Source organism: Solirubrobacter ginsenosidimutans (genome assembly GCF_027587205.1).
This window is the reverse complement of sequence record NZ_JAPDOD010000023.1, coordinates 1-24446: the sequence shown is the minus strand read 5'-3', so window position 1 is coordinate 24446 and position 24446 is coordinate 1. Positions and strand designations below refer to the sequence as shown.

General features: G+C 68.3%; 22 protein-coding genes. 7 read left to right on the top strand and 15 right to left on the bottom strand.

Annotated features, from left to right (window positions below; all coding sequences use genetic code 11):
• Positions 1 to 115: 115 nt before the first annotated feature.
• From OM076_RS22845 to OM076_RS22830, 4 genes are all read right to left on the bottom strand, one after another.
• The gene (locus OM076_RS22845) at positions 116 to 1504 is read right to left on the bottom strand and encodes an ImmA/IrrE family metallo-endopeptidase (protein WP_270042391.1); all 1389 of its coding nucleotides are present in this window, start codon (positions 1502 to 1504) and stop codon (positions 116 to 118) included.
• Between the two features lie 47 nt (positions 1505 to 1551).
• Positions 1552 to 2331: a hypothetical protein gene (locus OM076_RS22840; RefSeq protein WP_270042390.1), complete on the bottom strand. Its 780-nt coding sequence runs from the start codon at positions 2329 to 2331 to the stop codon at positions 1552 to 1554.
• 18 nt (positions 2332 to 2349) lie between these two features.
• Positions 2350 to 3363: a tyrosine-type recombinase/integrase gene (locus OM076_RS22835; protein WP_270042389.1), complete on the bottom strand. Its 1014-nt coding sequence runs from the start codon at positions 3361 to 3363 to the stop codon at positions 2350 to 2352.
• Positions 3364 to 3525: 162 nt separating this feature from the next.
• Positions 3526 to 5094: a TIR domain-containing protein gene (locus OM076_RS22830; protein ID WP_270042388.1), complete on the bottom strand. Its 1569-nt coding sequence runs from the start codon at positions 5092 to 5094 to the stop codon at positions 3526 to 3528.
• Positions 5095 to 5548: 454 nt separating this feature from the next.
• Between OM076_RS22830 and OM076_RS22825 the strand changes: the two genes are divergently transcribed.
• On the top strand, positions 5549 to 7285 hold the full coding sequence (locus OM076_RS22825; RefSeq protein WP_270042387.1) for an AIPR family protein: 1737 nt from the start codon (positions 5549 to 5551) through the stop codon (positions 7283 to 7285).
• An 84-nt stretch (positions 7286 to 7369) separates the two neighbouring features.
• On the opposite strand, the gene OM076_RS22820 is transcribed toward OM076_RS22825, so the two are convergent.
• Positions 7370 to 8272 carry a hypothetical protein gene (locus OM076_RS22820; protein WP_270042386.1) on the bottom strand — a complete coding sequence of 301 codons (903 nt, stop codon included), beginning with the start codon at positions 8270 to 8272 and terminating at the stop codon, positions 7370 to 7372.
• A gap of 38 nt (positions 8273 to 8310) precedes the next feature.
• Positions 8311 to 10011 (bottom strand): N-6 DNA methylase, encoded by a 1701-nt coding sequence (locus OM076_RS22815; protein ID WP_270042385.1) that lies wholly within the window; start codon positions 10009 to 10011, stop codon positions 8311 to 8313.
• Positions 10012 to 10713: 702 nt separating this feature from the next.
• Here OM076_RS22815 and OM076_RS22810 point away from each other — a divergent pair.
• From OM076_RS22810 to OM076_RS22785, 6 genes are all read left to right on the top strand, one after another.
• On the top strand, positions 10714 to 11601 hold the full coding sequence (locus OM076_RS22810; RefSeq protein WP_270042384.1) for a hypothetical protein: 888 nt from the start codon (positions 10714 to 10716) through the stop codon (positions 11599 to 11601).
• A gap of 306 nt (positions 11602 to 11907) precedes the next feature.
• Complete coding sequence (locus OM076_RS22805; RefSeq protein WP_270042383.1) at positions 11908 to 12273, top strand: hypothetical protein; 366 nt, start codon at positions 11908 to 11910, stop codon at positions 12271 to 12273.
• A 40-nt stretch (positions 12274 to 12313) separates the two neighbouring features.
• Positions 12314 to 12442 (top strand): hypothetical protein, encoded by a 129-nt coding sequence (locus OM076_RS22800; RefSeq protein WP_270042382.1) that lies wholly within the window; start codon positions 12314 to 12316, stop codon positions 12440 to 12442.
• 284 nt (positions 12443 to 12726) lie between these two features.
• A complete protein-coding gene (locus tag OM076_RS22795; protein WP_270042381.1) occupies positions 12727 to 13065 on the top strand; it encodes a hypothetical protein in 339 nt (112 codons plus the stop codon).
• 85 nt (positions 13066 to 13150) lie between these two features.
• Positions 13151 to 13537: a hypothetical protein gene (locus OM076_RS22790; protein ID WP_270042380.1), complete on the top strand. Its 387-nt coding sequence runs from the start codon at positions 13151 to 13153 to the stop codon at positions 13535 to 13537.
• A 343-nt stretch (positions 13538 to 13880) separates the two neighbouring features.
• The gene (locus OM076_RS22785) at positions 13881 to 14246 is read left to right on the top strand and encodes a hypothetical protein (protein WP_270042379.1); all 366 of its coding nucleotides are present in this window, start codon (positions 13881 to 13883) and stop codon (positions 14244 to 14246) included.
• On the opposite strand, the gene OM076_RS22780 is transcribed toward OM076_RS22785, so the two are convergent.
• The 9 genes from OM076_RS22780 to OM076_RS22740 form a co-directional block, all read right to left on the bottom strand.
• On the bottom strand, positions 14243 to 14782 hold the full coding sequence (locus OM076_RS22780) for an RNA polymerase sigma factor (protein WP_270042378.1): 540 nt from the start codon (positions 14780 to 14782) through the stop codon (positions 14243 to 14245). The two genes, OM076_RS22785 and OM076_RS22780, sit on opposite strands and share 4 nt — an antisense overlap.
• A complete protein-coding gene (locus OM076_RS22775; RefSeq protein WP_270042377.1) occupies positions 14779 to 15345 on the bottom strand; it encodes a hypothetical protein in 567 nt (188 codons plus the stop codon). Before OM076_RS22775 ends, OM076_RS22780 begins: the two co-directional genes overlap by 4 nt.
• 177 nt (positions 15346 to 15522) lie before the next feature.
• Positions 15523 to 16047 (bottom strand): zincin-like metallopeptidase domain-containing protein, encoded by a 525-nt coding sequence (locus tag OM076_RS22770; RefSeq protein WP_270042376.1) that lies wholly within the window; start codon positions 16045 to 16047, stop codon positions 15523 to 15525.
• 472 nt (positions 16048 to 16519) lie between these two features.
• Positions 16520 to 18034, bottom strand: a complete 1515-nt coding sequence (locus tag OM076_RS22765; protein WP_270042375.1) for an arylsulfatase — start codon at positions 18032 to 18034, stop codon at positions 16520 to 16522.
• A 250-nt stretch (positions 18035 to 18284) separates the two neighbouring features.
• Complete coding sequence (locus OM076_RS22760; RefSeq protein ID WP_270042374.1) at positions 18285 to 18926, bottom strand: hypothetical protein; 642 nt, start codon at positions 18924 to 18926, stop codon at positions 18285 to 18287.
• 14 nt (positions 18927 to 18940) lie between these two features.
• Positions 18941 to 19828, bottom strand: a complete 888-nt coding sequence (locus OM076_RS22755) for an HAD family hydrolase (RefSeq protein ID WP_270042373.1) — start codon at positions 19826 to 19828, stop codon at positions 18941 to 18943.
• 614 nt (positions 19829 to 20442) lie between these two features.
• Positions 20443 to 20850 carry an ArdC family protein gene (locus tag OM076_RS22750; protein WP_270042372.1) on the bottom strand — a complete coding sequence of 136 codons (408 nt, stop codon included), beginning with the start codon at positions 20848 to 20850 and terminating at the stop codon, positions 20443 to 20445.
• Between the two features lie 75 nt (positions 20851 to 20925).
• Entirely contained in the window at positions 20926 to 22614 is a 1689-nt protein-coding gene (locus OM076_RS22745; protein ID WP_270042371.1) for a ParB/RepB/Spo0J family partition protein, read from the bottom strand.
• A gap of 902 nt (positions 22615 to 23516) precedes the next feature.
• A complete protein-coding gene (locus OM076_RS22740) occupies positions 23517 to 24053 on the bottom strand; it encodes a DedA family protein (protein ID WP_270042370.1) in 537 nt (178 codons plus the stop codon).
• Positions 24054 to 24446: the final 393 nt, after the last annotated feature.

Below are 24446 nucleotides of genomic sequence, written 5' to 3'. Positions count from 1 at the left end.
TCCGGGCGCGCCGCATGTCTCGCCCCTCGGGTGACGTCGGAGGTTGCTCGCCGCCCTCGAGCGCTTGCGGGCACAAGGGGCAGAGACCTCAAGCCTCGGATGGAGCAAGCCGACGCTAGTGCTTGGTGTCCCTCGGCGGGTTGGGGTCGCGGCGGTTGATCGTGTCGGAGTCACGGATGCGACCGTCGGGACGGTGGGTCACGACCTCAGCGCCGCCCGGCTGGTTGCGGGCGACCTGCTTGGCGGCGGCCTCCGCTGCGGCCTGCGTGGGGTGCACGGAGGCGGCGCGGGTCGCGCCTTCCGGCTTGTCCTGCCATTGGCCGTCGGGCCGCTTGGTCACATGGCGGCGGTTGGGATTACTCACGGGTGACGCTCCTTCGGATCCGGACGAGGGCATGGTGGGCGCGACCGCTCTCGGCCGACGCGGGTTGTCTTGCTCCTCGGCGAGGAGCGCTTCGGCGGTCAAGGCCGGCTTGGGCGGCCCGGTGTCGTCGACGAGCCGCTCGATCGTCTCCAGCGAGAGATGCAGCTCGGCGGCGAGGGCGTGGTGGTAGTGAGGGCCGAAGGCGAGCTCGGCCGCTCGGGAGAGCAGCTTGGGCTGCTCGACTGGCCCGAGATGGATCGGCTCCTTGCGCCGGCCATACTGTCGCGAGAGGGTCGTCACGGCCCAGCGGTAGCTGTTCTCAGTCAGGCGTCCGAGCTCGCGGGCGCGATAGAGCAGCGCGGCCAGCGAGACTCCCCAGCGCCGCTTGAGCGCGGCGAACGTGCGGAAGTCCCAGCGCTTCGGGAGCTCCTCGAGGATCTCGTCGCGCGGCATCAGCAGGGCGCCAGCGAACGCGTCGGCTTGGCGCTCAAGCGTCCGGTTGCCCGGCTCGGGATCGGCGTGCAGCACCAGATGCCCGAGCTCGTGCGCGGAATCGAAGCGCAGCCGCGCGCGATCGTCGCGATCGGGCGAGAGCATCACGATCGGTCGGCCGGCGATCCACTGCGAAAAGGCCGAGAGCCGATCGTCACCGCCCGGTAGGCGTGCGATGACACCGCCGTGGGCTTCGATCAGTCGCACGACGTGCGCGATCGGGCCCGGGGGAATCGCCCACCGACTTCGAACGGCGTCCGCGGCCGCCTCGATCGCGTCAGGGTCGGCATGCTCGCCGAGGTGAAGATCATCGGGCAGGTCGAGTTTCGGGAAGCGTACGCGACGCTCCAGGACCGCCACGAGCTCCCAGGTCAGCTCGGCCCACGCGACGGCGCGCTGGCGCTCGAGCTGGGGCGTCGCGCGCAGACTGCGAAAGAACGCCGCCGCGGCGTCCGGCTGCATCTGCGGGCGCCCGTCCTGCACGAAGAACGACGCCGGCTGACCGAGCGCCAGCGCGAGCCGCGCCAGGGTGGCCGGGCTCGGACGGTTCTGGCCGCCCTCGTACTGCGTGATCGCCGCCGGCGTCACCTCGGCCAAGCGCGCGAGCTCGACTTTGCGCAGCCCGCATAGCTCGCGCGCCAGTCGCAACCGCGATGGATCAAACAGCGCAGCTGCCTCACGTGAGGCCGAGCCGCTCATTCTTCTTCGCGCTGGTCGACGTCCGGTTCGTCGCGGACGTCGAGATCCAGCTCGGGCTCTTCGCGCTCGTCGAACGACAGGTCGCGCTCGTCGTCCTCGGCCGCGACCGGGTCCGTGTCTGAGCGAACCACGCCGAAGTTAGCGGTGGCGGCGATCACGGGGAGTTCGACCTCCTGGACCCACGCCCAGAAGGATCCGTCGCGCTCAACTTCCAGCGGCGCGCCCCAGAACAGCGCCGCGAGACCCTTGTCGGTGCCGAAATGCACGATCGCCAACTCGTTCGGCGCGAAGCCGGCCTCCAGCTGCGCGGCCGTCTGCGGCGGCAACGCCGCCGCGAGATCGAGCACCTGCTGCATGTCCGCGGAGTTGTCCTCGCCCATCTGCCGCTTGACCGTGCTGCACGGGTCCAGCCGATGCCGGCGGATGTCAGACGGAGCAACGCGGCCCATCTTGTAGACACGCAGCGTGGTCTCACCGACCTGCAGCCGCCACGCCAGGCCACTCTCCAACACCTCGATCTCGACGCGGTCGCCGAGCTGCTGGGCGACGCCATAGCGCGAGTGATGCAGCACGTTCGTCGCGAAGGTGTACGCGTTGTCGCCGACGGACGGATCGAACTCCCGTGCGTTGCGCTCGTAAGCGGCGGCGAGCTCCCGGCAGACCACACCGACGGCCTGCTCGAGCATCTCGGCCTGCTCCGGGCCGACGCGCCGCGCGAGCGGCTCAGGTACGAATTCCACGCCGACAGATTTAACAGACACGCGCATCCGTGTCAAAAACTTAAGTGACGCCTTTCAGAGCCCGAGCTTCGCCGAAGGGTTGTCTACGAACAGCTCGCCCTCATGGATATATCCCCGCATGGCCTGGCTCGTGGTCCAGCGGCCCTGGCGCATGATCCGATGCTCCGCTACGCCAGCGCGGGCCGCCGTGGTGGCAAAGCCCGAGCGCAACGAGTGCCCGCTGAACAGCTCGGGTGCATAGCCAGCTGCCACGGCTCGGCGCTTGACCATGCGGGCGATCCCGTCGCCGGCGATGCGGTCAGGCGTCGTCCGGCCATGCGGAAGGCGACGGAAGGCCGGGCCATCTTCGATCTCGGCGGCCTCGAGCCACGCGCGCCACGCGCGGACCGGACACGTTGGCGGGTTGGAGCCGTAGGTGATCCCGATCGTGTGGCCCTCGGCCTCCTGGTCGGTCTTGGAGCGAGCGACGGTGATCTTCAGGCCCTCCCCGGTCTCGACGACGTCGCCGACGTCGAGCCCGGAAAGTTCCGAACGGCGCAGGGCGCCGGCGAAGCCCACGAGCAGCACGGCTCGGTCTCGCACGTCGATAAGACGCTCGCCCAACGGCGCGACCATTGCCGCCACGACCTCGGTCACGGCCGCCTCTTTGGCGTCGGGCGCCGTGCCGTGCGCTCGGCGGATGCCGGCCCATGTGACGCGCACAGCGGAGTCCACGGTCGGGTTCGAAAATCGAGCCGCCTGGTGGGCTTCGGAGATGGCTGCCAGGCGCCGGCGCAACGTGGAGACGGCCAGGCGCTCGGCGTGGTCGACGAGGTACAGCGCCACGGTCTCAGGCTCTGCCGGGAAGGCCGTGAGCGCTCGGGCATCGCACCAGGCGCCGAAGTGGCGGAGATCGGACTCGTAGGCCCGCAGCGTGTTGGCCGCCTTCGAGCCGCGGGCATAGCTGCGCGCGCGCTCGGCCAACTCCGCCAGCGGCGCGAGGGCTCCCCCATCAGCATCGACCGCGACCGCCGGCAGGACCCCGGGCTCGTCGCCGAGCGCGGCCGCGACATCGAGCTCGGTCGTCATGGCCGCCACCCTAGGCCGCGGAGAGGACGGAACCGACTCCCGATATGGGGAAGTTATCGGGAGTCGGAGAGGCGGCCCGGTGGGTTCCGCGAGCGCTCGCGACGTCCACCGCGGCCGGCCAGCGCCACGGTCCCCTCGTGCCCTCAGCGGCGACGGCGCTCGTTACACGACGCCCGGCGCCGGTGCGGACGGCGGCGGGTCGTCGGCCACGATCGCGCTGTCGATATCAAGCTGAATCTGAGGAGTGCCGGTCGTGTCGCGCATTGCTTGCGAGTGCTTCTCTTTAATGACCGTCACCAGGCGCAACGCTTCATCGTGAGGGTCGGCGGCCGAGTCGAAGGTCAGGTAGCCAATGTTGCGAGTCCCGTCGAACCGTGTTGGCCGAGCGTCCTTGTCCCAGATCGGGATGACATGTCCGTCGTCGAAGCGCTCCTTGAACTGCTCGCTTTCGAAGATCGTCCAGCGTTTCTCCCCGTACCTCCGCCCGAGCACGGCGATGACGAAGCGGCTATCAGAGGCATAGATCGGTGCCAGAAACGCCTCGACGTCCTCCCCGACGATCCGGGCCTGCTCGTTGAGGTCGTAGAAAACTACGTAGTCGTCCGCGTCAAGCAGCTCGTGCAGCGCATCGGCCACCGGCCGGTCCTCGCCAGCGAAGGACAACGCGAAGTCGTACTCGTGCTCGAGCTCGACGTTCTCGAATCCGAGGGCGCGCGGGAAGCGCTGCCAGTCAAGGTTGCGCAGGTAGAAAACCAGCTGGGGGTCCTCGACCGAGAGGACGTTGCCATCGGGGTCATAGTGCAGGATCTCGGCGATGTCGTCGGCGGCGGCATGCCCGGCCAGCCAGCCCTTGTCGACGACCTGACCAACGGAACGGCGGTGTTCAGGATGCCGGGCGATCTCTTCGCGCAGCACAATGTCCCAACGATCGGACTCGGCGAGCCATTTGAGGAGCAGGAGGTAGTTCGCGCGACCGCTGGGCCGGAACCGGGGTCCGCGCGCGAACTTGCGGACGACGGGGCCGAATCGACTCTCCTGCTGCTCCATGACGCGGTGCTTGACGCTGCTGTACGACGCCGTAACGTTGACGTGATCGTCCTGGCGCTCGGTGAGTTCTTCGGCCAAGCACAGCTCGCGGCTAAGCATCTGCACGAGGTAGAAACTTCCCTGCGCGGCAGTGACGATCTGTGCTGCGGCGGACAGCTTGACGTTGAGCGCCGTCTCTCCCAGGCGGACAACCTGCTCGAGCTTCTCGGGCGGCTCGACCTCAAAGCGCAGGACGTCCAGGCGCGCCGCGAGGTCAGGCGCGTGGCGGACGAGCGCATCGCCTGCCCGGTTGATCCCGACGATCACAAGCTTGCTCCTTGGGTCCTCCGCGTCAGCAAGGACCTTCAAGTGGTCGGCAAGAGCCTTCTTTACGTCGAGGGGCAGAACGTGGAAGTCGTCGACCACAACCACCCCGAACCCCGTCGTATGCGGTAGCTCCGCGATGTACTCGACGTTGTCCGGCACGCGAGCCGAGAGGATCTGAGCGCTTCCTGTCATGCCGATCTCGTCCAGCGCCCGCGTCACCGCAGTCGTCTTGCCAATGCCCGACGGGCCTTCGATGACCACGCCTCGTCCGGCGGTGCGCAACGCCACCCGCAGCCGCGGGAACTCGCTCGGCGCGACGAACGTGTGCGTCGGAACCCCTGACGTCTTGAACACTTCCTCGAGCAGCGGCTCGGCCATAGGACCTGACGTTAGAGCCCATGCCTGATCCTTGCGCTTACGCTGAGGGAACCGCGACTGCGAACCCTGCGCGCAACGCGTAGCGCTGGATGGCTGTCGCAGAGCACTCGGGCGGGAGCGCCCTGCGGGATCTTGTCGGAACCGCCTGAGGACCGACTCGGTCGGCTACCGAAGCCGTTGTCACGCGCCCCAGCCGCGGCGAACGTCGCGCAAGGGCGCCTTGTCGGAGCCTCGGGACGCCCATGGCGGCTTGTCGAAACACACCTGCCGGCTGACAGAGGCGGCTCGCTTCGAGACGCCTCGAGCCCGGCTTAGAGCCGACAGTCAATGCCACAAGGCGCATGCGCAGCTTTGGCAGCGCTGCAACGCGACCGCTGGATGCTGCTCGCCGCCCTCGGTTTGTTGGCCGCCTGCGGTTCGAACCCGGGGACGTGATCGAAGTACTCTCAAACGCATGCCGACCGGAGCCGACAACCACGCGCTTCTCCAGAATCAACTCGCGCCACATCACATCGGCAACCGGACGGAGTCGACCGCACTCCTGGCGTGGTTTCTGGAGAACGTGATGCGCGAGGAACCGGATCAGGTCGAGGACGCAATCTGTGACGGCGGAGGAGACAAGGGCGTCGATGCCATCGTCTTCGACGAGGACGCGAACGAGCTGTTCGTACTGCAGTCGAAGCATCGAAAGGCGGCGAAGCCGACGCAGGGAGACGCTGACCTCAAGTCCTTCATGGGCGTCGCGGCGTACTTCGACGGACCGGTAGGGATTGATCGCTTGCTCGCCTCGTCGCCCAACGAGGAACTTGCGAACCTCATCGCGCGTCTCGACCTGCGTGCGAAGTTCGAGACGGCGGAGCCGACCGTCCGGCTCGTGTTCGTCACGAACGCAGCGCGGGACTCCTCAGCCAAGGACTACCTCAAGGCGATTCGTGGCAAGCAGCCGACAATCGACCTCTGGGATCGGCCTCGACTTGTTGACGTCGCGCGCCGAACACAGCGCAGCGGCCTTCTATCGGCAGATTTGACCTTTCATCCGGTTGGCGGCGTAATCGAGACCTCCCTCGCGAGCGCCGCAAGCATGGCGCTCGCGCTGGTTCCCGCTACGGAACTGGTGCGGTTGCCGGGAATTGAGAATCTGACGATCTTCGATCTCAACGTCCGTCTCGGCCTCGGCAATACGAAGATCAACCGCGAGTTGAGAGCCACAATCAAGAGCGCGGACGAGCACGCCTCATTCCCGGCCTACCACAATGGGCTAACGCTGCTGACCGATCGCCTCATCGTCGATGACGAGGGTGTAAATCTCGAAGGGGTCGGAGTCGTCAATGGTTGCCAGTCGCTGCTGTCGCTCTGGCGGGAGCGCGACAGCATTACGCCGGCGCTGAACATCGTCGTGAAGGTCGTCGAGACCGGCGGGCGCGCGGCCCTGGCTGACCGAATCACGTATCGAAGCAACAACCAGAACCCGGTCAACACCCGGGACCTGCGATCGAATGATCGAGTCCAGCGAGATCTGCAGCAACAGATCAAGGACAAGTTCGGCGACGACCTGTTCTACGACATCCGCCGCGGACAGCCAACGGACGGCGCAGAGGCTGTTCTTGACAATCAGCTCGCGGCCCAGATGCTTCTCGCAGTCTGGCTCAAGGAGCCCTGGGCGGCAGTTCGCAAGTTGAAGCTCTTCGATCAGGACTACCACCGGATCTTCAAACGCGCCACGGCTGAGAATCTGTTCCTGGCGTACCTGCTCAACCGAGCAGTCGAGAATGCTCGGGGGGACCTGCGCGCAGAGCTCCAGACGAGCTTCGCATCCGTCCGTTTCACGCTCGCTTACCTAGCCGCCGTCGTGATCCGTCAGAGCGAGGTCGGGGAACTCTTGTTTGAGAGCCCGGAGCGTTGGTTGCCAGGCAAGACCAAGGAGATCACCGAGCAGCTCAAGTTCTACGTGAGCTACGTGGTCGACGAGATGAATTTCTACGTCGCCGACCGCGAGGAAGCGCGGCAGAGCGACCCCGATGCGGCGCCGTTTGATCCAAAGACCATCTTCAAAGCAAGCACGGGCGTACGGCCACTCGAGCGCCAGGTGGTGCAGGCCGTCAAAGCCCTCGCGCGCCGCCCGAATAGCGACATTCTCTTCACGCTCAAACCAGGGCCTGCGCCGCGTCAGCGCCTGCGTGAGCGCGGCTAGGCCGACGCCAGCGAGCCGGGTCGCCGACCACTAGACTCGACGCGGAACGCCGGGCTCCGAGTGCCGGAACGGGTGGCCGGCGGCTTAGTCGTCAGCGTCGATGTCTTCGATCTCGGCGGCAGTTATGTCGGGTAGCCCGCCCTTGGGCTCACCTTCGCGCCGGCGGCGGACTTCGGCGTGCTCACCGGCTGGGGTGCGCTCCGTGGTCGCTTTGACCAGGTCGGCGAAGAAGGTGCCGGCGTCGAGCGACGGGTCGGGCTGGTCGACGGGCCGCACGGTGCCGGCGGGATCGGCTTCGTCCCATTCGGCTACGAGCAGCATCGTGGCGTCGAACGTCTCGCCGGGCCGCCGTAGGCGGGTCAGGATGTTCTGTAGCAGCCCGTAGTCGCCTTCGTTGTCGTAGATGTTGCTGCGGACCAGGAACACGAACCCCATGGCGGCCATGGGGTGCCTGCGGCGCAGGGTGCTGACTTCACCGACGGCTTCCTCGTGGCGGTTCTTGAAGTTGTTGCGGTACGACGAGAACATCGTCTTGGTCGAGACGAGCAGTTCCGGGCCGCGGCGCCAGGACGAGATGACCACGTCGACTTGCTTGGCGTAGAAGTCGCCCAGAATGTAGGCGTCCTTCTCACCGAGGCGCTTGTCGTTGAGGTTGCGGATCGCCCGGCGGACCCGCGCCGGTGTCAGGCGCGGGCCAGTCGCCTCGGCGTCTTCCATTGCCGCGACGAGCTCGTCGATCGCCGCTTCGATGTCGGCGAGGTCGGCCGGCAGGATCCGCGGCCGGCGGGTACGGGGCCAGACCGCGTCGTGCAGGAACCCAGCCCGGCGCAGCTCGTGCGCGATCCACGCGTCGAGGCCTTTGGCGATGCGCCCTGAGCGTTGAGCGCTGCCGAGGGTGAGTTTGAGCAGGTCGCGCAGCAGGTCGAGCTCGGGGATGTATGAGCCCTGCTTCCACGGCGACTCGGTGAGGTCGGCGGAGCGCAGCAACGCGTCGAACTCGGAGAAGACGTCCTGGTCGGCCATCGTCAGGTCGCGTCGGCGGCGGCGGTCCGGGTGCGCCGCGCCCGCAGGCGGGTCGCGGCGGCCCGCATCGAGGCGACCTCGGCGGCGCTCAGCTCCAGCGTCTCAATCAGCAGTGCCCGGTCGATGTGGGCCAGCGCCGTCTCCCAGCAGCCGTGCCGCACGAGTTCGTCGAGGCGGCTCCAGTGCGGTTCGAGCCGCGTCCACGCCTCGACAAGCGCGTCGGGGGAGGGGACCGGAAGGCTGGCGGCCTCCCGCGGCTCCATCTTGAGAATGCCGCCGCCATAGGACCGGCCAAATAGCTCCGCGCCGAGCATGGTTACCGAGTTGAGCGCGACGATCGGTAGTGCGTCACGGGTGATGTCTGGGGCATCCGGACCGAGGGTGATGCCATGCAGCGAGTTCACAATCGTCGCATCGGTCTCGTTGGCGACCAGCCGAGGCGTCACGTGGCTCATGTACGTGAACATCAGGTCCGGGGAGCGGACCGCGGGCGGCCGCCACCACGGTTCACGGATCGTGCACTTATACGCCTCGTGAACCAGGCGCTCTTCGCCCTCGTTCAAGTAGCGGGCCAGGCCGTCACGGCGCCGGGTGTCCGCGGCGGGGTGCAGCATCCAGACCCGTTGCCCGTCGGCGCGCAGCTGCTGCCAGTGGCCTTCGGTGAACCGGGTACCCGGCACATGGCGTGCGCCTGGGGGCACGATGCGCTGCAAGTGATTGCGGCCCAGACCATATTCGGCGCGTGTGGCTTCGTTGAGAGTGAAGAACGCGTTCGAGCCGGTGACGGTGCCCAGCTCGGGTGTGCCGTAGCTGTCGAGGCGGGTGAAGGACCGATCGGTGATCCTGCGGAACAGGCTGCGGCGCTGCATGGGCAACAGCAGGTCGGTCCACTTGTCCTCCGGCCGGCCCAGGGCGACCGGCTCGGAGTCGAACAGGTGCTGGGTGGCCAGTTCGCTAGCGTCGCGCAGCTGATGCAGCGCGAGCGCGCTGCATCCCCCGGAGCCGCGCGCGACGAGGACGACGACCTGCTCTTCGGCGTCGGCGAACTGGAGTTCCTCAAACAGCACGAGGTGCACTGCGGCGAACCGTTCACCGAGCCAGCGGCGGATCGGCTCGGCGTACCCGACGGTCAGCAGTTCGGCCGGCAGCACCATCGCCACCCGGCCTTCAGGCTTGAGGAAGGCGCATGCGTGGACCAGCAACGCCGCCCACGACGACGCCAGCCCGGACAGGCGCACCTTCTGGGCGAACGCCGCCGCCAGCGAACGGCGGCGGGCTTCACCGCGGTGCTCCTGGTATCGCACGTACGGCGGGTTGCCGATCACGGCGTCCACCCACGGCACTGGTGAGCCGAGCTGCGCGGGTGTGGGCAGGGAGAAGAAGTCGTTATCGATGAGTGTTGCTTCGGAATCGACCTCGCGGAGCAAACCCTGCGTCTCCTGTAGCGAGTCGGCGTGAATGTCTACGCCGTAGAGCTGGTCGCGCATGTCTTCGGGAGCTGCGCCCGCGCGCGCGAGATGCTGGGCGGCTGCTAGTAGGAACACGCCCTCGCCTGACGTCGGGTCGAGCACCTTCGCGTCCGGGCGGCCGGCGACGGCCCAGCCAGCGGTGAAGTCGGCGATTTCGAACGGGGTGAAGAACGCGCCACGCTGTTTGCGCAGTGCTGGGCTGTCGCCTGGAAGGATGCGCGAGATGGACGCCATTGCCGGGGCTGCAGGCTACCGACCGGACCGGTCAGTAGGACCGCACTGAAGCCGTGCGTCGAGCTCGACCTCGCGGTGGCAACGCGCAATTTGCGCGCACGCAAGGCGCGAGCTGCGATGGTGTCCGGGAGCAGGGGAACGTCCGGTGCCAGTCGAGCGAGTCATGACTCCAGTCGTCCCAGCCGAGGCGGGCGCGCCGCGCGACAGGTCCAGGTACGGGCGGTCCGGAGCCGCCTCGTGGACCTTGGCGTAGCACGCGTCCCTCTTGGCGCTGCGTCGGAAGGGCGAGCAGCCACCAGCAGATGGGTACGCCCGCGAGGGCTGCCCGCCGGCGCCGGGGTTTTGCAGGTTGCGCACCCGACACCGACGGTATGTGCGACGACCACCTACCGGCGACCGGGGCGGCCCAGGGCTACAACAGCTTGATCAGAAAATACGCTGCACCAGCGGCAGCGAAGGTCTTTTGCCAGCCCTTTGGCAGGAAGCCGAGAGCCGCGAGGGCGCTGGCGAGCGCCAACCACTTGTCGGCATCGCCGGGGCCTTGGCCCACAGATGTTCTTGGCATCGTGAATCACCTCCTTTCTAGGCACCAGGGCGCCCACATGTGCGGCCCGGTCGTTTGCTCGTTCTCCAATGGATTATCCCCGGTCCGGGTGCCAAAAGCACCGATCGGGCACACCAATCCGGTGTAATCTCCAAAAGGTGGCGGACATCCTTGAACCGGGCACGATCGACCAGCTCGTCGACGACGCAGCCCGCAGCGGACACCAGGTCGGGGTTCGCCTCGTGCGGGACTGGACCGAACTCGGGCTGCTGAACTACCCCCAGCGCCGTTCGGCGGGCAAAGGGCGAGGTTCCCACCAGGCTCTCTACTCAGCCAACCAGCGGCAGCTGTTTCTGACCCTTCTGCATCACCGACCAAACAACAAGATCAAGAGTCTGGCTCGCATCCCCGTAGGCATCTGGATGTATTGGGGAGATCAGTTCGTACCGACGGACCAGGCACGACGCGCGATGATCACCTGGCTGGGCGACCCCCGCGTGAGTAAGAAGCAGGCCCGGCACAGCGCGCAGGAGATCCTCCGACGACTCGACAACCCCGGCGCTTCCATCGCGGCGCGGCGCGAGCTACTCAACGCCGTGACCGACATGGCTTACACCCTCCGCCTGGACTACGAACGCCTCGAACGGGCTATACGCGACGTCTTCGAGCCCGGCGACAGCAAGGTCCGCAAAGCCGTCGGTCATCCGGCCGCGCCGATGATGACGGACTCCATGATCGACCTAGTCAAGGCGCGTCTCGAAGCCGTCTCCCGTCTGCGCGACGGCAAGGTGACCGACGAAGAGCTCCACCAGGCCCGTCACGCCCATCTGGTGACCTTCGCCGAGTACGCCCTACAGCAACCTTCCTTCACCGCCCACGCACCGGCGACCGTGCCGGACATGTACGAGCCCGTTACCGCCGAAACTGCGTTGGCCAACTCCTGCGGTCACCTGCTCACCACACTGGGGATGGCCGCACTCCACCCGGACCGGGCAGCGCTCATCGCCGCAGTTCCCGCGCCCCGAATCACCTTCGCGGCCGGATAGCCCAGGGGTGTGGCCCGGCCGACGCAACGCCGACATCGCCTCAGCGGTGTCGCGCGGCACCGCCGTTCAGGTGCCGGGTCCTCTGTGGCTTGATGCCGGAACCGGGGACGTAGGCATGGAAGCCGTTCGCTAGACGTGGTCCCGGCGAACGGTTCCACCGTCCGCCGGGCCCACGACGTCAGTGCAGACGACGGACGCCGTAAAGCGTGACAAGCGACGCGGCGCTCGCCACGAGGGCACCTGAATGACGCCGACACGAAGAACGTCGCCGGGGGCAAAGTTCTTGCTCGCGCGCCTATAAGGAGCATGACCGAAGACAATCCTGTCCTGCGCGCGATGGACCGAGCGGCTGATGCACTCTCCGAGGCCGCGTCGGAGCTGACCTTGGTGATGCTCGCTGCCGGCCACACCCCACTCTGCAACGACGCGTACGTGCTCGCCAACGCCGTCGACGCCGAGCTCGCAGCCGTCATGACCACGCGGCTTCGCTACACGCCCGAACACATCGCACCCCTAGGCGCCAAAGCTCCCGCCGTCAATTGGCCGCCATCGAACGCCGGGTCCAAAGACACCGATCCGCGCGGTGCACCCAGTTTCATCGCCACACGGGCGCTGCTGCGGTTCGTGATCACGCTCGTAAACGTCGTCCGCCGAGGGCGGCTGGACGGATGAGTGACTGCAGTCGAGAACCTCCAGCTCTACGCTCGCCGTCGTGACGGTGCGCTGCGAATGCTGCGGGGATGTGACCGCCAGCCGCGACGGGCAACGGGTCATCTGCGAACGCTGCGTCGAGGAACTCGAGGGCTGTACGCCGATCGACGTGCCGAGCGAACCGCAATGAGCTCGCCAGACGACGAATGTCCGTGGTGCCGCGGGCAGCCGCTACCGCCCGTCAATGGCCCTGACGGCCGCCTCCTGCGCGGCGTCTGCGGTGTGTGCGCGCCCCTGCCGCGGAGCCTTATCGCCGAAGGCGACGACGAGGACACGGGCCGAGACGATGACCACGGCAGGATCGACGGCTGACGGCGTCTCGCACCGCGTGAACGCACGCGTGATGTAGAGGGGGCGAGATTTCGCGCGCGGCGCCTATGGGAATCGAACGCCCACGTCTGCGGAGGTTCCCAAATGCAGCATCTCACCCGTCTCGCCGTGCTCATCTTCGCCCTGGCCGCCGGGCAGGCCGGCGTCTCGGGCGCGCACCCTGCGGCCGAGCGTTCCTGCGGCCTGATCCGCGACGACGGCGCGCGCATCGGCATCATCGTCCAACGCGGCAGGGTGCCGTGCTCGACCGCCCGCACGATCCTGCCCACCTACTTCCGTTCGCACGCTCTCTGCGGCGGCTCCTCCTGCCTGCGCAAGCACGCTGGCTGGACGTGCCAGACCGCGCTGGCGTCCGAGCTGCCCCGGCTGGCCAGATGCGTCCGCCCCGGGAAGCGGATCGCCGCGTACTCCACCGCCGGCTGACGCAGAGCAGGCCCCGCACGGATGCGCGGTTGCGCGGCTGGCCAGCTGCGCATCCGTCGCCGCGCATGCGAACATGTGTTCGTATATGACGAGCGACGGATCGCCCTACACCCGCCTGACACGCGCCATCCGAGTCGGCAACCTGCCCCTCATCGAGGCCACCGCCGCCGAGCTCGGCTGGGTCGCGCTCCGCGACGCGCTGGCCATCCTGCTCGTGATCGAAGCGAAGGACGACAAGCGCTTCGAGCGCTCGGCGATCCGCTGGGCCGGCCGGCTCGCGCTCGAGGTGCCGGACCTCGAGCTGGCGGAGTTCGCCGGCGCCCTGGAGTCGCTGCACGCGCTGCCCGACGAGCATGCCCAGCGCGTGCTTCTCCAGTTGGCCGACCGCGCCCGCAAGCCGCCGTCGCCGGCGGCGGACCCGTCGCCGGCGACGCGCCGCAGCCAGGACCCACGGCGGCGGCGCTTTCCGTAGTCGCCGTTGCCGCGCACCGCCCCGTTGCCGAACCGGCCCGACTTGGTGCCAACGGCGTAGCCGTCCCTGCGGCCCCGTTGGGACGGCACGTCGGCGACGCGAGCACTCACCGAGACCCCGAGCCGCCCCGTGGGCCTGCTGGCGGCGAGATCCGAGGGGCGAGAATGTGATCCTTGCGCCTATAGGTGGTGACCGGCTACCCGTCCGGGGCGGGCGCGCGGCGCCGAACACCGACGGCCGCGCCCCCGCCGAAGGGGTCCTGCATTCGGCGGTTGGGCATCCCCCACGCGATCCTGCAACGAGGGGATACCGGACGGACGCGGCATGCGCGAGCGTGCGGGCAGTGACCTACGAAGAGCTGCTGACGCTGCTGTTGGGTTGGACGGGGCGGCGCGTGCAGGTCGCGATCGTTGTGGGCGAGCCGCTGGTGACGATCGCGATCCTCGACGGCCTGCTCGCCGGCGGCGAGAAGCTGTCCGACGGTGGCGTGGACGCGGTGGCGGTGGCGTTCGCGGACGCAACGGCGGGGTTCCTGATCACCGCGGCGTTGCTCGACGGCGCCGGTTGGGATGAGCGCGATCGCGCGACCCTCGTCGTGCGGATGGGTCCGGTTACGCTGTGGATCGCTCTAGAGGCCGACCAGGCCGACATCCCGCCGTTCGAGCGGACCTCGATTAGCACGAACCCGGCGGCGGGCCCTCGTGCCTAGCTCGCGGACGCGTCTCGCAGACGGGCACGCCCTCGCGTGATCCGGTGGTTGACTGCGGTGTAGGTGCTCGCGGTGAGCGTGGCGATCTCGCGGTAGCGATAGCCGCCCGCCAAGAGCAAGAGATCACGCCGCTCGCTCGCGATCAGCTCGGCAAAACGCGCAACGCGTTCTCGGTGCAGCTCTGCGGCGAGGACGCGATCGAGCGGGTCGCTGGCCAGGCTCGGTGGATCGGTGAGCTCGCGATCGTCCTCGCATCTCGTGGCGAACGTCCCACAGGGAACTTCGCGGCAGTCACGCTTGGTACGCCATGCCTCGTGCATCGCGACGGTCGCCAGCCAGCCGAAGCCGCGGTCGTCGAGCGTGACGTCGGTCCGGCGAACGAGCGTGAGCCAGGCGAACGCGCACGCGTCGAGGACGGCCTCGGCGCCGGCGCCGCCGGCCTTGATATGGACGAGGCGCTGGAGGGATCGCTGGTGGGCGTCGTAGAACGCCGCGAGCGCCTGGCGGCGCTCGCGAGTCGCTTCGGTGGTGGTCATCGTCCGAGCTCCGGGTTGGTGGGAACGAGGACGGCGGGTTCGCCGCGGTCGACGCTGTCGGCGATGTAGTGGGCGATGAGGGCGTCCATCTCGTCCTGGCTGTGGACGTGGCGTTCGACGAGGTAGACGCGGCCGTGGCCGCTGGTGGGGCGGTCGCTGATGGCGACGCGGCCGCGGATGCGTTGGGCGAAGAGCGCGCGCTCGGTCCCGTCGGGGAGCTCGTAGCTGGCGAGCTTGCGCTCGGCGCCGGCGGTCGGCGCGGGCCGCTCGTCGGGATGGTGAGTCCAGTGCGCGCCCGCGCCGTGGCCGGTAACTTCGTCCTCGCGGTAGGCGGCGGCGTCGGCGGGCAGCTCGACCTCGCGCTGGAGGCGGTCACGTTCGACCTCGCGCTCGAGCCGGCTGTCCTCGGCGAGCTTCTTGAGCCGGCGGATCTCGGCGGAGGCCTGATGCTTGGTGGTCGGGTAGGTGAAGGTCTGACCGGCGCGGTTGGCGAGCTGGCGCAGGTAGCGCAGCTGGTTGGCCGTCGGCTTGTCGGGGCGGTTTGTGGTGTGGGGGCTGGGCATGCGGATGCCGAAGCCCGGGAGGGCGCGAACGCACGCGCCACCTGCGCCGCGAACCTGTGAGCGGGCACCCGCAGGGCGCAGGTGGCGTGGCGGATTGCGCCCGGACGAGGCAGCATGCGAGCAAGCCCGGTCCCCACTCCCACACCCCGGCCCACGCCGACGCCGGGACGGATGCGCCTACCCCGCAGCGCTCACCGGTGCCGTGCCGACCGCCTCGTCGCCGGACGGGTCGAGCGCGTCTTCGAGGCGCCGTGCGAGGCGATCGACGAGCCCAGCGACACGCTCAAACGCGTCCGCCGCGGTGCTCTCGCGCCACGCCGCGAGATACGGAATCGAGTTGCCCGAGGTATCGAGGCCAACGAACCCGCACACCACGTGCGCGACCGACTCGGCCACCAGCTCCTCCATCGCGTAGTCCATCGCCGGGTCCTCGCCGTGGCGGTCGAGGTCGACGAGCGCGTGCGCGAGCTCGTGCACCACCGCCGCGGCCTGCTGATCGACCGACATCGCAGTGTTGATCGCGATCCGTTGCTCACGCGGCCGGTACCAGCCGTCGTGCCCCGCCACCATCGCTTCCCAGAGGACCTCGACGCTGAGCACGGTGGCGAACGTGGTGAGTTCGGGCAGCGCCCACGCGAGCGTGTCACCCGTGATCGGGGCGATCGGCGCGTCCAGCGGCGCCGGCTCGGCCGGAGGCGGCAACGGATCGACCTGGGCACGGTCTTGTCTCGTGATTTGTCCGGTGAGCCACGTACGGTCGGTGCCGCTGATGGCGGGTGGACTGTCGAGCGATGCGATCGGCCGTCTGGAACGGTTGGACGGCGGCGATCAGGCGGTGGCGTTTCTTGAGGTGCTGGTCGTGCGCGGGTCGAGTTCGTACACGGTGCGGACCTACGGCCTGGGGCTCGTGCACTTCTTGTCCTGGTTGGCGTCACGCGGCGGCGTGTTGGCGTCCCGCGCTACCGCTTCTGAACGCACGAGCGACGCGTTCCGGCACTCTCCGTGCGTTGGACGCGCGGTTGGACGATGCTTAGCTGATCGACGGCCGTGGTGAGTCAGCCACGGATGATCGCGCGGAATCCGAGGCGGGATGTTGAGGTGGTGTCGATCGACTGCGGTACTCGTCGCCTGTCCGGTGCGGCTCGCGGCACTGCGTCGTGGGCTGTCACGGCTGCTAGTTCCCGTGGCGCTGAGCCGCGGCCGCCAGCACCGCTTCGACTAGTCCTTGCGGGTTGAAATCGGCCGGCGGCTGGCGCGGCGGGAACGCGTCGAACGTGGCCACGTGCTGCTGGACGATCGCGGCGGCGGGAAGGACGGTCCAGAGCTTCTCGCCGGCATACAACGGGTAGTAGGGCGCGTCCATGTGTTGCTCGAGCGGATCGTTGCGCAGGTTGACCGGCTGCGGCACCGTGGGTCGGACGAGCGCCCCCGCGAACCAGTCGTCCTTGGTCTGGAAGTGGACCTTCCAGTTGTTGTAGCGGATGGCGAACAGCTGACCCTCGCCGTAGTAGAAGAACTCGTGGCGAGCTGACTCCTCGCTCTCGCCAGTGAGATACGCGAGCTGGTTGTAGCCGTCGAGGTGGACGCGGAAGTGCTTCTCGCCCGCCTGGTAGCCGTCGAGCAGCCGCTCTTTGACGTCGGTGACGCCGGCCGCCGCCATCACGGTCGGAACCACGTCTTCGAGCGAGAAGATGCCGTTGAGCACCTGTCCGGCCGGGATCTTGGCCGGCCAGCGGATCGTGAACGGCGCGCGGAAGCCGCCCTCCCAGCCGAGGCCCTTCTCGCCGCGAAACGGCGTGGTCCCGCCGTCGGGCCAGGTGAACTTCTCGGCGCCGTTGTCGGTCGCGAAGATCACGATGGTGTTCTCGGCGATTCCGAGGTCGTCGAGTTTGGCGAGCAGTTCGCCCACGACCCAGTCGAGCTCCTGCATCCCGTCGGCGTAGACGCCGAGCCCGGTCTTGTCCTTCCAGCGTTCCGACAAGCGCGTCCAGACGTGCATGCGCGTCGTGTTGTGCCACAGCAGAAACGGCTTGCCGGCCTGCTGCGCGCGGTCGATGAAGTCCCTCGAGCGCGCCAGCAGGTCGTCCTCGATCGTCTCCATCCGCTCACGCGTCAGCGGGCCGGTGTCGGTGATGGTCTGCTTGCCCACGCGCCCGAAACGCTCGTCCTCGGTGGGGTCGTCGACGTCGCTCGCGCGGCAGTCCAGTACCCCGCGCGGGGCGAACAGCTTCTGGAAGATCGGCCGCTCCTTCGGGTAGTCGGGCTGCTCAGGCTCCTCCTCGGCGTTGAGGTGATAGAGGTTGCCGTAGAACTCGTCGAAGCCGTGGACCGTCGGGAGGTACTCGTTGCGGTCGCCCAGATGGTTCTTCCCGTGCTGGGCCGTCATGTAGCCCTCGGGCTTGAGTAGATCGGCGAGCGTCGGGTCCTCCGCGAAGATGCCCTGCTTGGCGCCCGGCATGCCCACCGTCGTCAAGCCCGTGCGAAGGGGGATCTGACCGGTGATGAACGCGGCCCGCCCCGCCGTGCAACTCGCCTGCGCGTACGCGTCGGTGAACATCGCGCCCTCGGCCGCGACACGGTCGATGTTCGGCGTTCGGGTGCCCATGATCCCGCGGTGATACGCGCTGACGTCAAACCAGCCGACATCGTCGGCAAGGATCAGCAGGACGTTGGGTTTGTCCGTGGCCATCGAGACCCCTCTTCCGGCTTCGCGGTTATCGACCGACTCGCCCAGGTTGCCTGCCTCGCGGCGCCGTCCTGCCAACCCGCCAAGGTTGCGGTCATGGCTCCAAGCCAACGCGACCGAACGCGACCACGCATCGCCCGAAACGGATGACAGGCGCGACCTGGGCGCTCCCGCGTTCGCCTCGAAGCACGCGCCGCCGACACCGCTCCATCTGCCTCGAAGAGCAGCGCGTCGTGGGTCCGACGCGTCGCCTCTAGGTCGTCAGCGGCCAGGTCTTGAGGAGTTTGCGGGCGGTGCCGTTGTTGCCGAGGTGGTAGACGGAGATGCTGGTGGGGTGCACGTCGAAGGCGTCGAAGGGCTCGGCCTCGATGATCTTGAGGTCGTCGAACTTGGCGACGCCGACGGTGATGTGGGGCAGGTACTTGCCTTCGCCGATCTGGTTGGGGACGTAGGCCTCGACCCAGTCGATGATCGTCGGTTCGATCGTCTCACCGGGGTCGGTCACGAACGCCGCGGCGGTGCCTCCCGCCTCGACGAACGGGGCGACGGCGGCGACGAGGGCGGCCTGGAACGCGAGAACGTGCGAGTCGACGTCGACGAGCAGCACGGTCGGTCCATAGCCGGGGAACCCCCAGTCGGCGTGCGTGATCCTCACGGCCTGGTAGGAGAGCGCGGCGATATCGGTCGCCGCGACGGTCTGCTCGATGGCGTCGTAGACCTGATCGAGGTCGCCGGTGCGCACGTAGCGTTGCAGGGTCGTGATGTGCGGTTGGTGGGTGTCGTCGAGTACCCACCCCGGCATGCTCTTCAGCACCCGGGCGTTGACTTCGCGGGCGCGCGCAAGTGCGGCCTCGTCGGGGTCGATCAGGACGTCGATCGCGGTCAGATCACTCATGCGGCTCCCCTGCTTTAGAAGACGGTGATCCAGTCGTCCTTCATGCTGACGACGGTCCAGCCCAGCTCCTTAGCCCGGGCCAGCGACGCCTCACCGCCGCTGGTGTAGGCGAACTCGCGCTCCTCGTCGTCATGGCTGACGAGCACGGAGAACCGGGCGGCCTCAAGCATCTCGATGTCGACGTCGGCGTTCCCGCCGGCCAGCGCGGGAAGGCGGCCCGTCTGCGCGAAGATGTGCTCAGGCTTGCCCGGCCCGACGTTCAGGCTCCCGAGGGCGTGTTCGGCGCGGACGATCCTGCCGTCGGCGTATCTGTACTCCGCTGCGGTGCCGATCACGTTCTCCTTGAAGATGCCCCACGTCTCCTCGGCGAACACGCGCATGAAGTCGCGCCCCCCACCGGAGCACACGAACACCCGAAACTCGTGCGCCCGCAGCAAATCGAGCAGCTCGAGCATCGGCTTGTAGACCAGCTCGATGTAGGGCACGCCGAGCTTCGGCTGCTTGACGGTCTGTAGCCACTCGCGGACCTGCGCGTCGAACTCCTCCGGAGTCGTGCCCTTCCACGTGCGAGCGAACGCCGCCAGCAGCGCCCCGACGACCTCCGGGTCCTGGGTCGCGACGCCCGCAAAGAACGCCGGGTCTCTGGCGATGATCGCCTTATAGGGCTGCTGCTCAGCAAGCGACGGGTCCTGCTTGATCTCCTGCGCCCAGCGCCGGAACACGAAGTCAAACTGCGGCGGCAGCGGCTGCTCGACCCACAACGTGCCGTCGTTATCGAACGTCGCGATCCGGTCCGCGACCGCGACGAACCCCGGGCCCGGCGTCGTCGCCAACGCGACAAAGTCCACGATCGCCTGCTTGACCGGCCCCTCCCTCCAACTCGCAAGCACGGACTCAGTCACGCCAGCTCCTTCGGATCGACTTCGGCCATACGACGGGAAGCGCCCGGCGATGACCGATCTCGCCGCAGCTAACCGTGCCGGATCGGTCGACACATCACCCACAGCGGATGATCGGTCGCTTCCGCTCTCGGGGCATGCGAGCGGCACGATGACGGCTTGGCGCGCCACCCGGCACTCTCGCTCTCGCGCCTGAACGAAGCAGCGCGCGACCTGCTCGAGAGTTATCCATATTGTGGATTCCGAGCACTTTCGTCACGGCGTCGCGGACCAGCTGGCCGCCCGGGCCCGGCAGTCGCGACGTGCTGGCACCGCCGAGATGGCGCTGCCGACGCGGCGACCGAGTTCGCCGACGGTCGCTGGCGAACTGGTCGACGGCATCAACACGCCATGTTCGCCGCCAGCGACGCTAGTCGTGCTCGTCGAGCACCACTCGTTCAGAGATCGGCACGCTTGCTCCGGGCCGCGGGCGCCCGCAATGCGCTCCCGAAGGATGCGACGATCAGGCGGTCAGGCCAGCACGGGGGGAACCCGGCAACCACCGACCACCCCCGCCGCGAAGCGGCGCACGGCACGGGCTCGCTGCTCAGGCCTGCTAGCGCACCATTCGACACTCTTCACACATCACGAGATAACGTGTCGAAAACCGCCTCTAGGCGGTAGAACGCCCGCGGCTTCTCCGACGGAATGGCACCGGCGTCGCGCCACGCCTGCACCTTCTTGCGCGACGGCTCGCAACGCGCCCACACACGGACCCGCGCGTGTTCGCCCTTGCGCACGCAGTAACCGAGCGTCAGCCAGGCGCGGAACCCGGCCACGCGCGACGCGTTCGGGTCCTGCAGCGCGATCAGCAGCTGGTTGCGGACGCTGTAACGGCGCAGCCCGGTGCGCCCGCGCACTTGCAGCCATCGTTGCCAGCCTGCGCTGCTGCGCAGTTGCTCAACTGCGCGGACGGTCAGCTCGCGATCGCGGGCGCGCTGTTCTGTGCGCTCGGCCTCGGTCAGCCGGCGGCGCGGAGTAGACATGCGGACTCCTCTCTCGGAAGTCGAAGACGGCCGGGCGGCGGCGCGGCGCAACCACGCCGCCGCCCGAGAGCTCAATCAGGCGCCGGCCAACGGGGCGTCGGCCGGCGCAGCGTTCTCGCGCGCCTCCGCCTCGGCGACCCTCTGCGCGGCTTCCCGCTCGCGGCGGTCGCGTAGCGCCTGGGTGAGGTGCTCGGGAAGCCGTTCGAGGGCGAGGTCCTCGGCGAGCTCGACGACGCGCCGTCGCCACGGCAGCCCCGTCGGCGTCGCCCCGGGGATCTCGTATGTCGAGGGCTGGTAGTCGTGGAGCGAGACCATCGAGCGGTTCGACCGCGCGAGGCAGGTCTCGTCGGCCAACACCGCCATCACGACCAGCGCCAGGCAGCGGCCGGCGATCTCGCCGGGCTCACGGGCGCCGTCGAGGTACTCGTGCGCCTTCGCCGCGGCCTGGTAGCGCTCCAGGTAGACGGTCTTGGTCTTGTCGCCCTTGGTCTCCTCGACCGGCCAGCCCGGGAACCCGTAGCGCGCACCGCGCGTCGCCAGCGCTTCCACGTCGTCCTTGAAGTCGACCGCGCTGAGCACCTGCAGCACGCGCGCGTCGAGCTTGACCTTCGCGAAGGCCTTCACGACCGCGATCCCGAGCTCGAGGTTGAACGCCACCGCCGTCGCGCGCGCCTCGAGCTCCGCGGCGCGTTCTACGCGCCGGCGCTCCTGCGCCTGCTCCTCGCTCTCCGCCGGCGTGGTATCGCCGGCGTCGTTGCCCGCGGTGCTCGTGGACGTCTGCTCGCGGCGGACCCGGGCGCGGGCCCGCTCGTCCTTGAGCGCGTGCTTGAGCTGGTCGGCCACGAGCTGGTCGGCGACCTCCTGGCCGACGATGATCGCCGAGTGCCCCCGCTCGGAGAGGTGTGCGGCGCGGAGCTTCTCCGCCGCCGCGATCGCGTCCCGGCCGAAGCGCACCGTGACCGCATCGCGGTTCGCGTACGCCGGGTTGAGCTTCGTGAGAGCGGCTAGGTTCTTCTCGCCGCGCTCGTCGAGCCCGAACGCCGACAGCGGGTAACCCGCGTGAGCGTCAAACAGACCCGCCGGCAGATCCGGCTGCTCGTTGGCGTACTGCGCCGTGACCGCGCCGATCGGATCGGCGATCACGTCCGCCCACGACACCCGCCGCCGCCAGGACTCCGCCGGCTCGCTCGTCACCCGCCGCAGCGCACCCGCCGGCAGGCCCGGATCGATCTTCGCCAGGCCACACAGCGTGCGGATCGCCTTCAACGGGATCGTCCCGTCGTCGACGCTCGCGTGCAGCGCCTCGTCGAGCTCGAGGATCTCCAGCCGCTCGCGCACCAGCTCGCGCGAGACCTGCAAGCGCTCGCTGACGCCCTTGCGCGTCAGCCCGGCCTCCAGCAGCCGCGCGAACGCACGGGCCTCCTCGACCGGCGTGTGCGGAGCCTTGTGGAAGTTCGCCGCCAGCGCGTCGACCAATCCGCCCGTCTCCGCTTCGCGCGGGCGGATCAACGCCGGGATCTCAGTGAGGCCCGCCTTGTGTGCCGCGCGGTAGCGGCGCTCGCCGTCGACGAGCTCGAACTCGCCCTCACACTCGGCCGGCTGCACCAGCACCGGCTGCAACACACCCGTCTCGCGGATCGACTGCGTCAACCGCTCAAGCTCGACGTTGTCGAAGCGAAGGCGCGGATTGAAACCCTCGCGCACCGTGATCGCGCTCAACGCGATCGTACGCGCAACCCCGCTGGCGGTGATCGTCTCAGCCATCGTCTGGCCTTTCTGATCTCAGTGGCCCCGCCGGGTGCAGGACCGATCCCCACCCACCCGCACGCCGCCAGGCGTGCCACCCTCTGGGTGGGTCGGTCCTACACCCGTCGCATCGCCGGACTGCCGAGCGCCCGTTCGTCTGAGTGTCGCTGTTCCACAACATGGGCACGACCCGAATGTCACGAAGCGCTGCTCCAACCAGGCGAAAGGACTAGCGAGCGGCCGGTTGGCTGCGCCGCTCCCTTCTCGCTCCTTGTCTGTGCTCGTCTTCGCCGTCAACCGCGTCGACGGCGGTGGAGCGTGAGCCTGGTGGGTGGTGCGGGTGCGGTGCGCGCGGACGCCCAGCCTTATCTCGGTCCGCGATCCGGGGTGGCTCCGGGTCGGCGACATGATGGGTGATCGGGTGTTCCGTGATGCAGTGCGGCCGCTCGGTCTATGAAGCCGTCCACTCGTGAGTGGCGGCACGAGCATGCCGGGAGCCGGCCGCGGGGCATCGGGTTTGAGTGAGGGCAGCGCGGGAGGCCGGTGGGTCATGCGGGCGCCGGCTGACCGGCCGCTCGTCGGGATGTCGCCCGACACGCTTCGATCGTCGACGAACTAGATGTAGGCAACGAGCAGCGCGAGCGGGGAAGTCCAAGCGTTTGCGCTCAAGCGGTGCTGTCGGCCACCTCGGCGGGCTCCGGCTGGGAGCTTGCTGTCTGAGCCTGCTGCTCCTCGTAGCTGCGTTTCAGGGATTTGTAGAGGATGGCGAGAACGCCCCCTGTGACCACCGCTGATGTGAGAAGCGAGAGCAGTGAGTATTCGCCGAGCACGGTCGAGCCGATGAGGTAGGAGAACCCGCAGTTGAAGGCCGCCCAGAGGAAGCCACCGAGCAGCGAGAACGGGAGAAACCGGGTGTACGGCTAGCGTTCGAGGCCCATCGTCACCCCGATCACGAACCGCATGCCGGGCACGAACCGACCGGCGACGATCACCAAGGGGGCGTTCGCACCGAGCACCTCGAACGCCGCGCCGATCTTGGGGTCTTGCTTCGCTTTCTCAAGCTGTTCCGCCGCGTACTTGCGACCGACCGTCCTAGAGAACCAGTACAGGGTGCTGTCGCCGATGACCGCGCCGAGTCCGCCCACGAGGGTCAGCAGCCAGACCTGGAGGTCCAGGTCTCCGGATGCGATCAGCGTCGCACCTGTGTTCAGGAGCGACTCGCTCGGGAAGACCGGAATGACCGCGTCCCACCAGACGAACAGGAATGTGAGGAGGTAAGGGCGCTCGACGCCTTGGATGTCGATCGAGCCGAGCCCCGCGATGATCTCCGGCACGACCCACAGGAGAGCGAGCGCGCCCAGCGCGATGTAAATGAGTTTGCGCAGGGACGGCAGCTTCCGACTCTCGGACGAATGGGCTTGTTCGTTCGTCGTTTTCGACTGCATATTGCCGTCCATCGCAACGCCCATTCAACGCTCTGAGGGTTGCCCGCGCGTCATCCTTCCTGGATGAAATCAGCGCCCGGGCGCAAGATCGAGCCTCCAACACGCGTTCGGTCGTCCGCAGCGGGCGTCTCGGGATCGGGTCTTGAAGCTGGTCGCGGAGACGTCGGTGTTTCATCCCGCCTGGATGATGAGGAACGGCTCCGGGACCCATACGGTCGTGGCGTCAACAGCACCACGAGCGAAGACGGCACGGCCGGCGATGCGCGATCGGCGCGTTGACGGCATCCCCCGCGCCGATCCGGTGCGGTGAAACCGCCGAGCAGGAGGACGTCGATGGCTACAGCGACCAAGCCGAACATCGTGTTCGTGCTGTGCGACAACGTCGGCTGGGGGGATTTCGGCGTC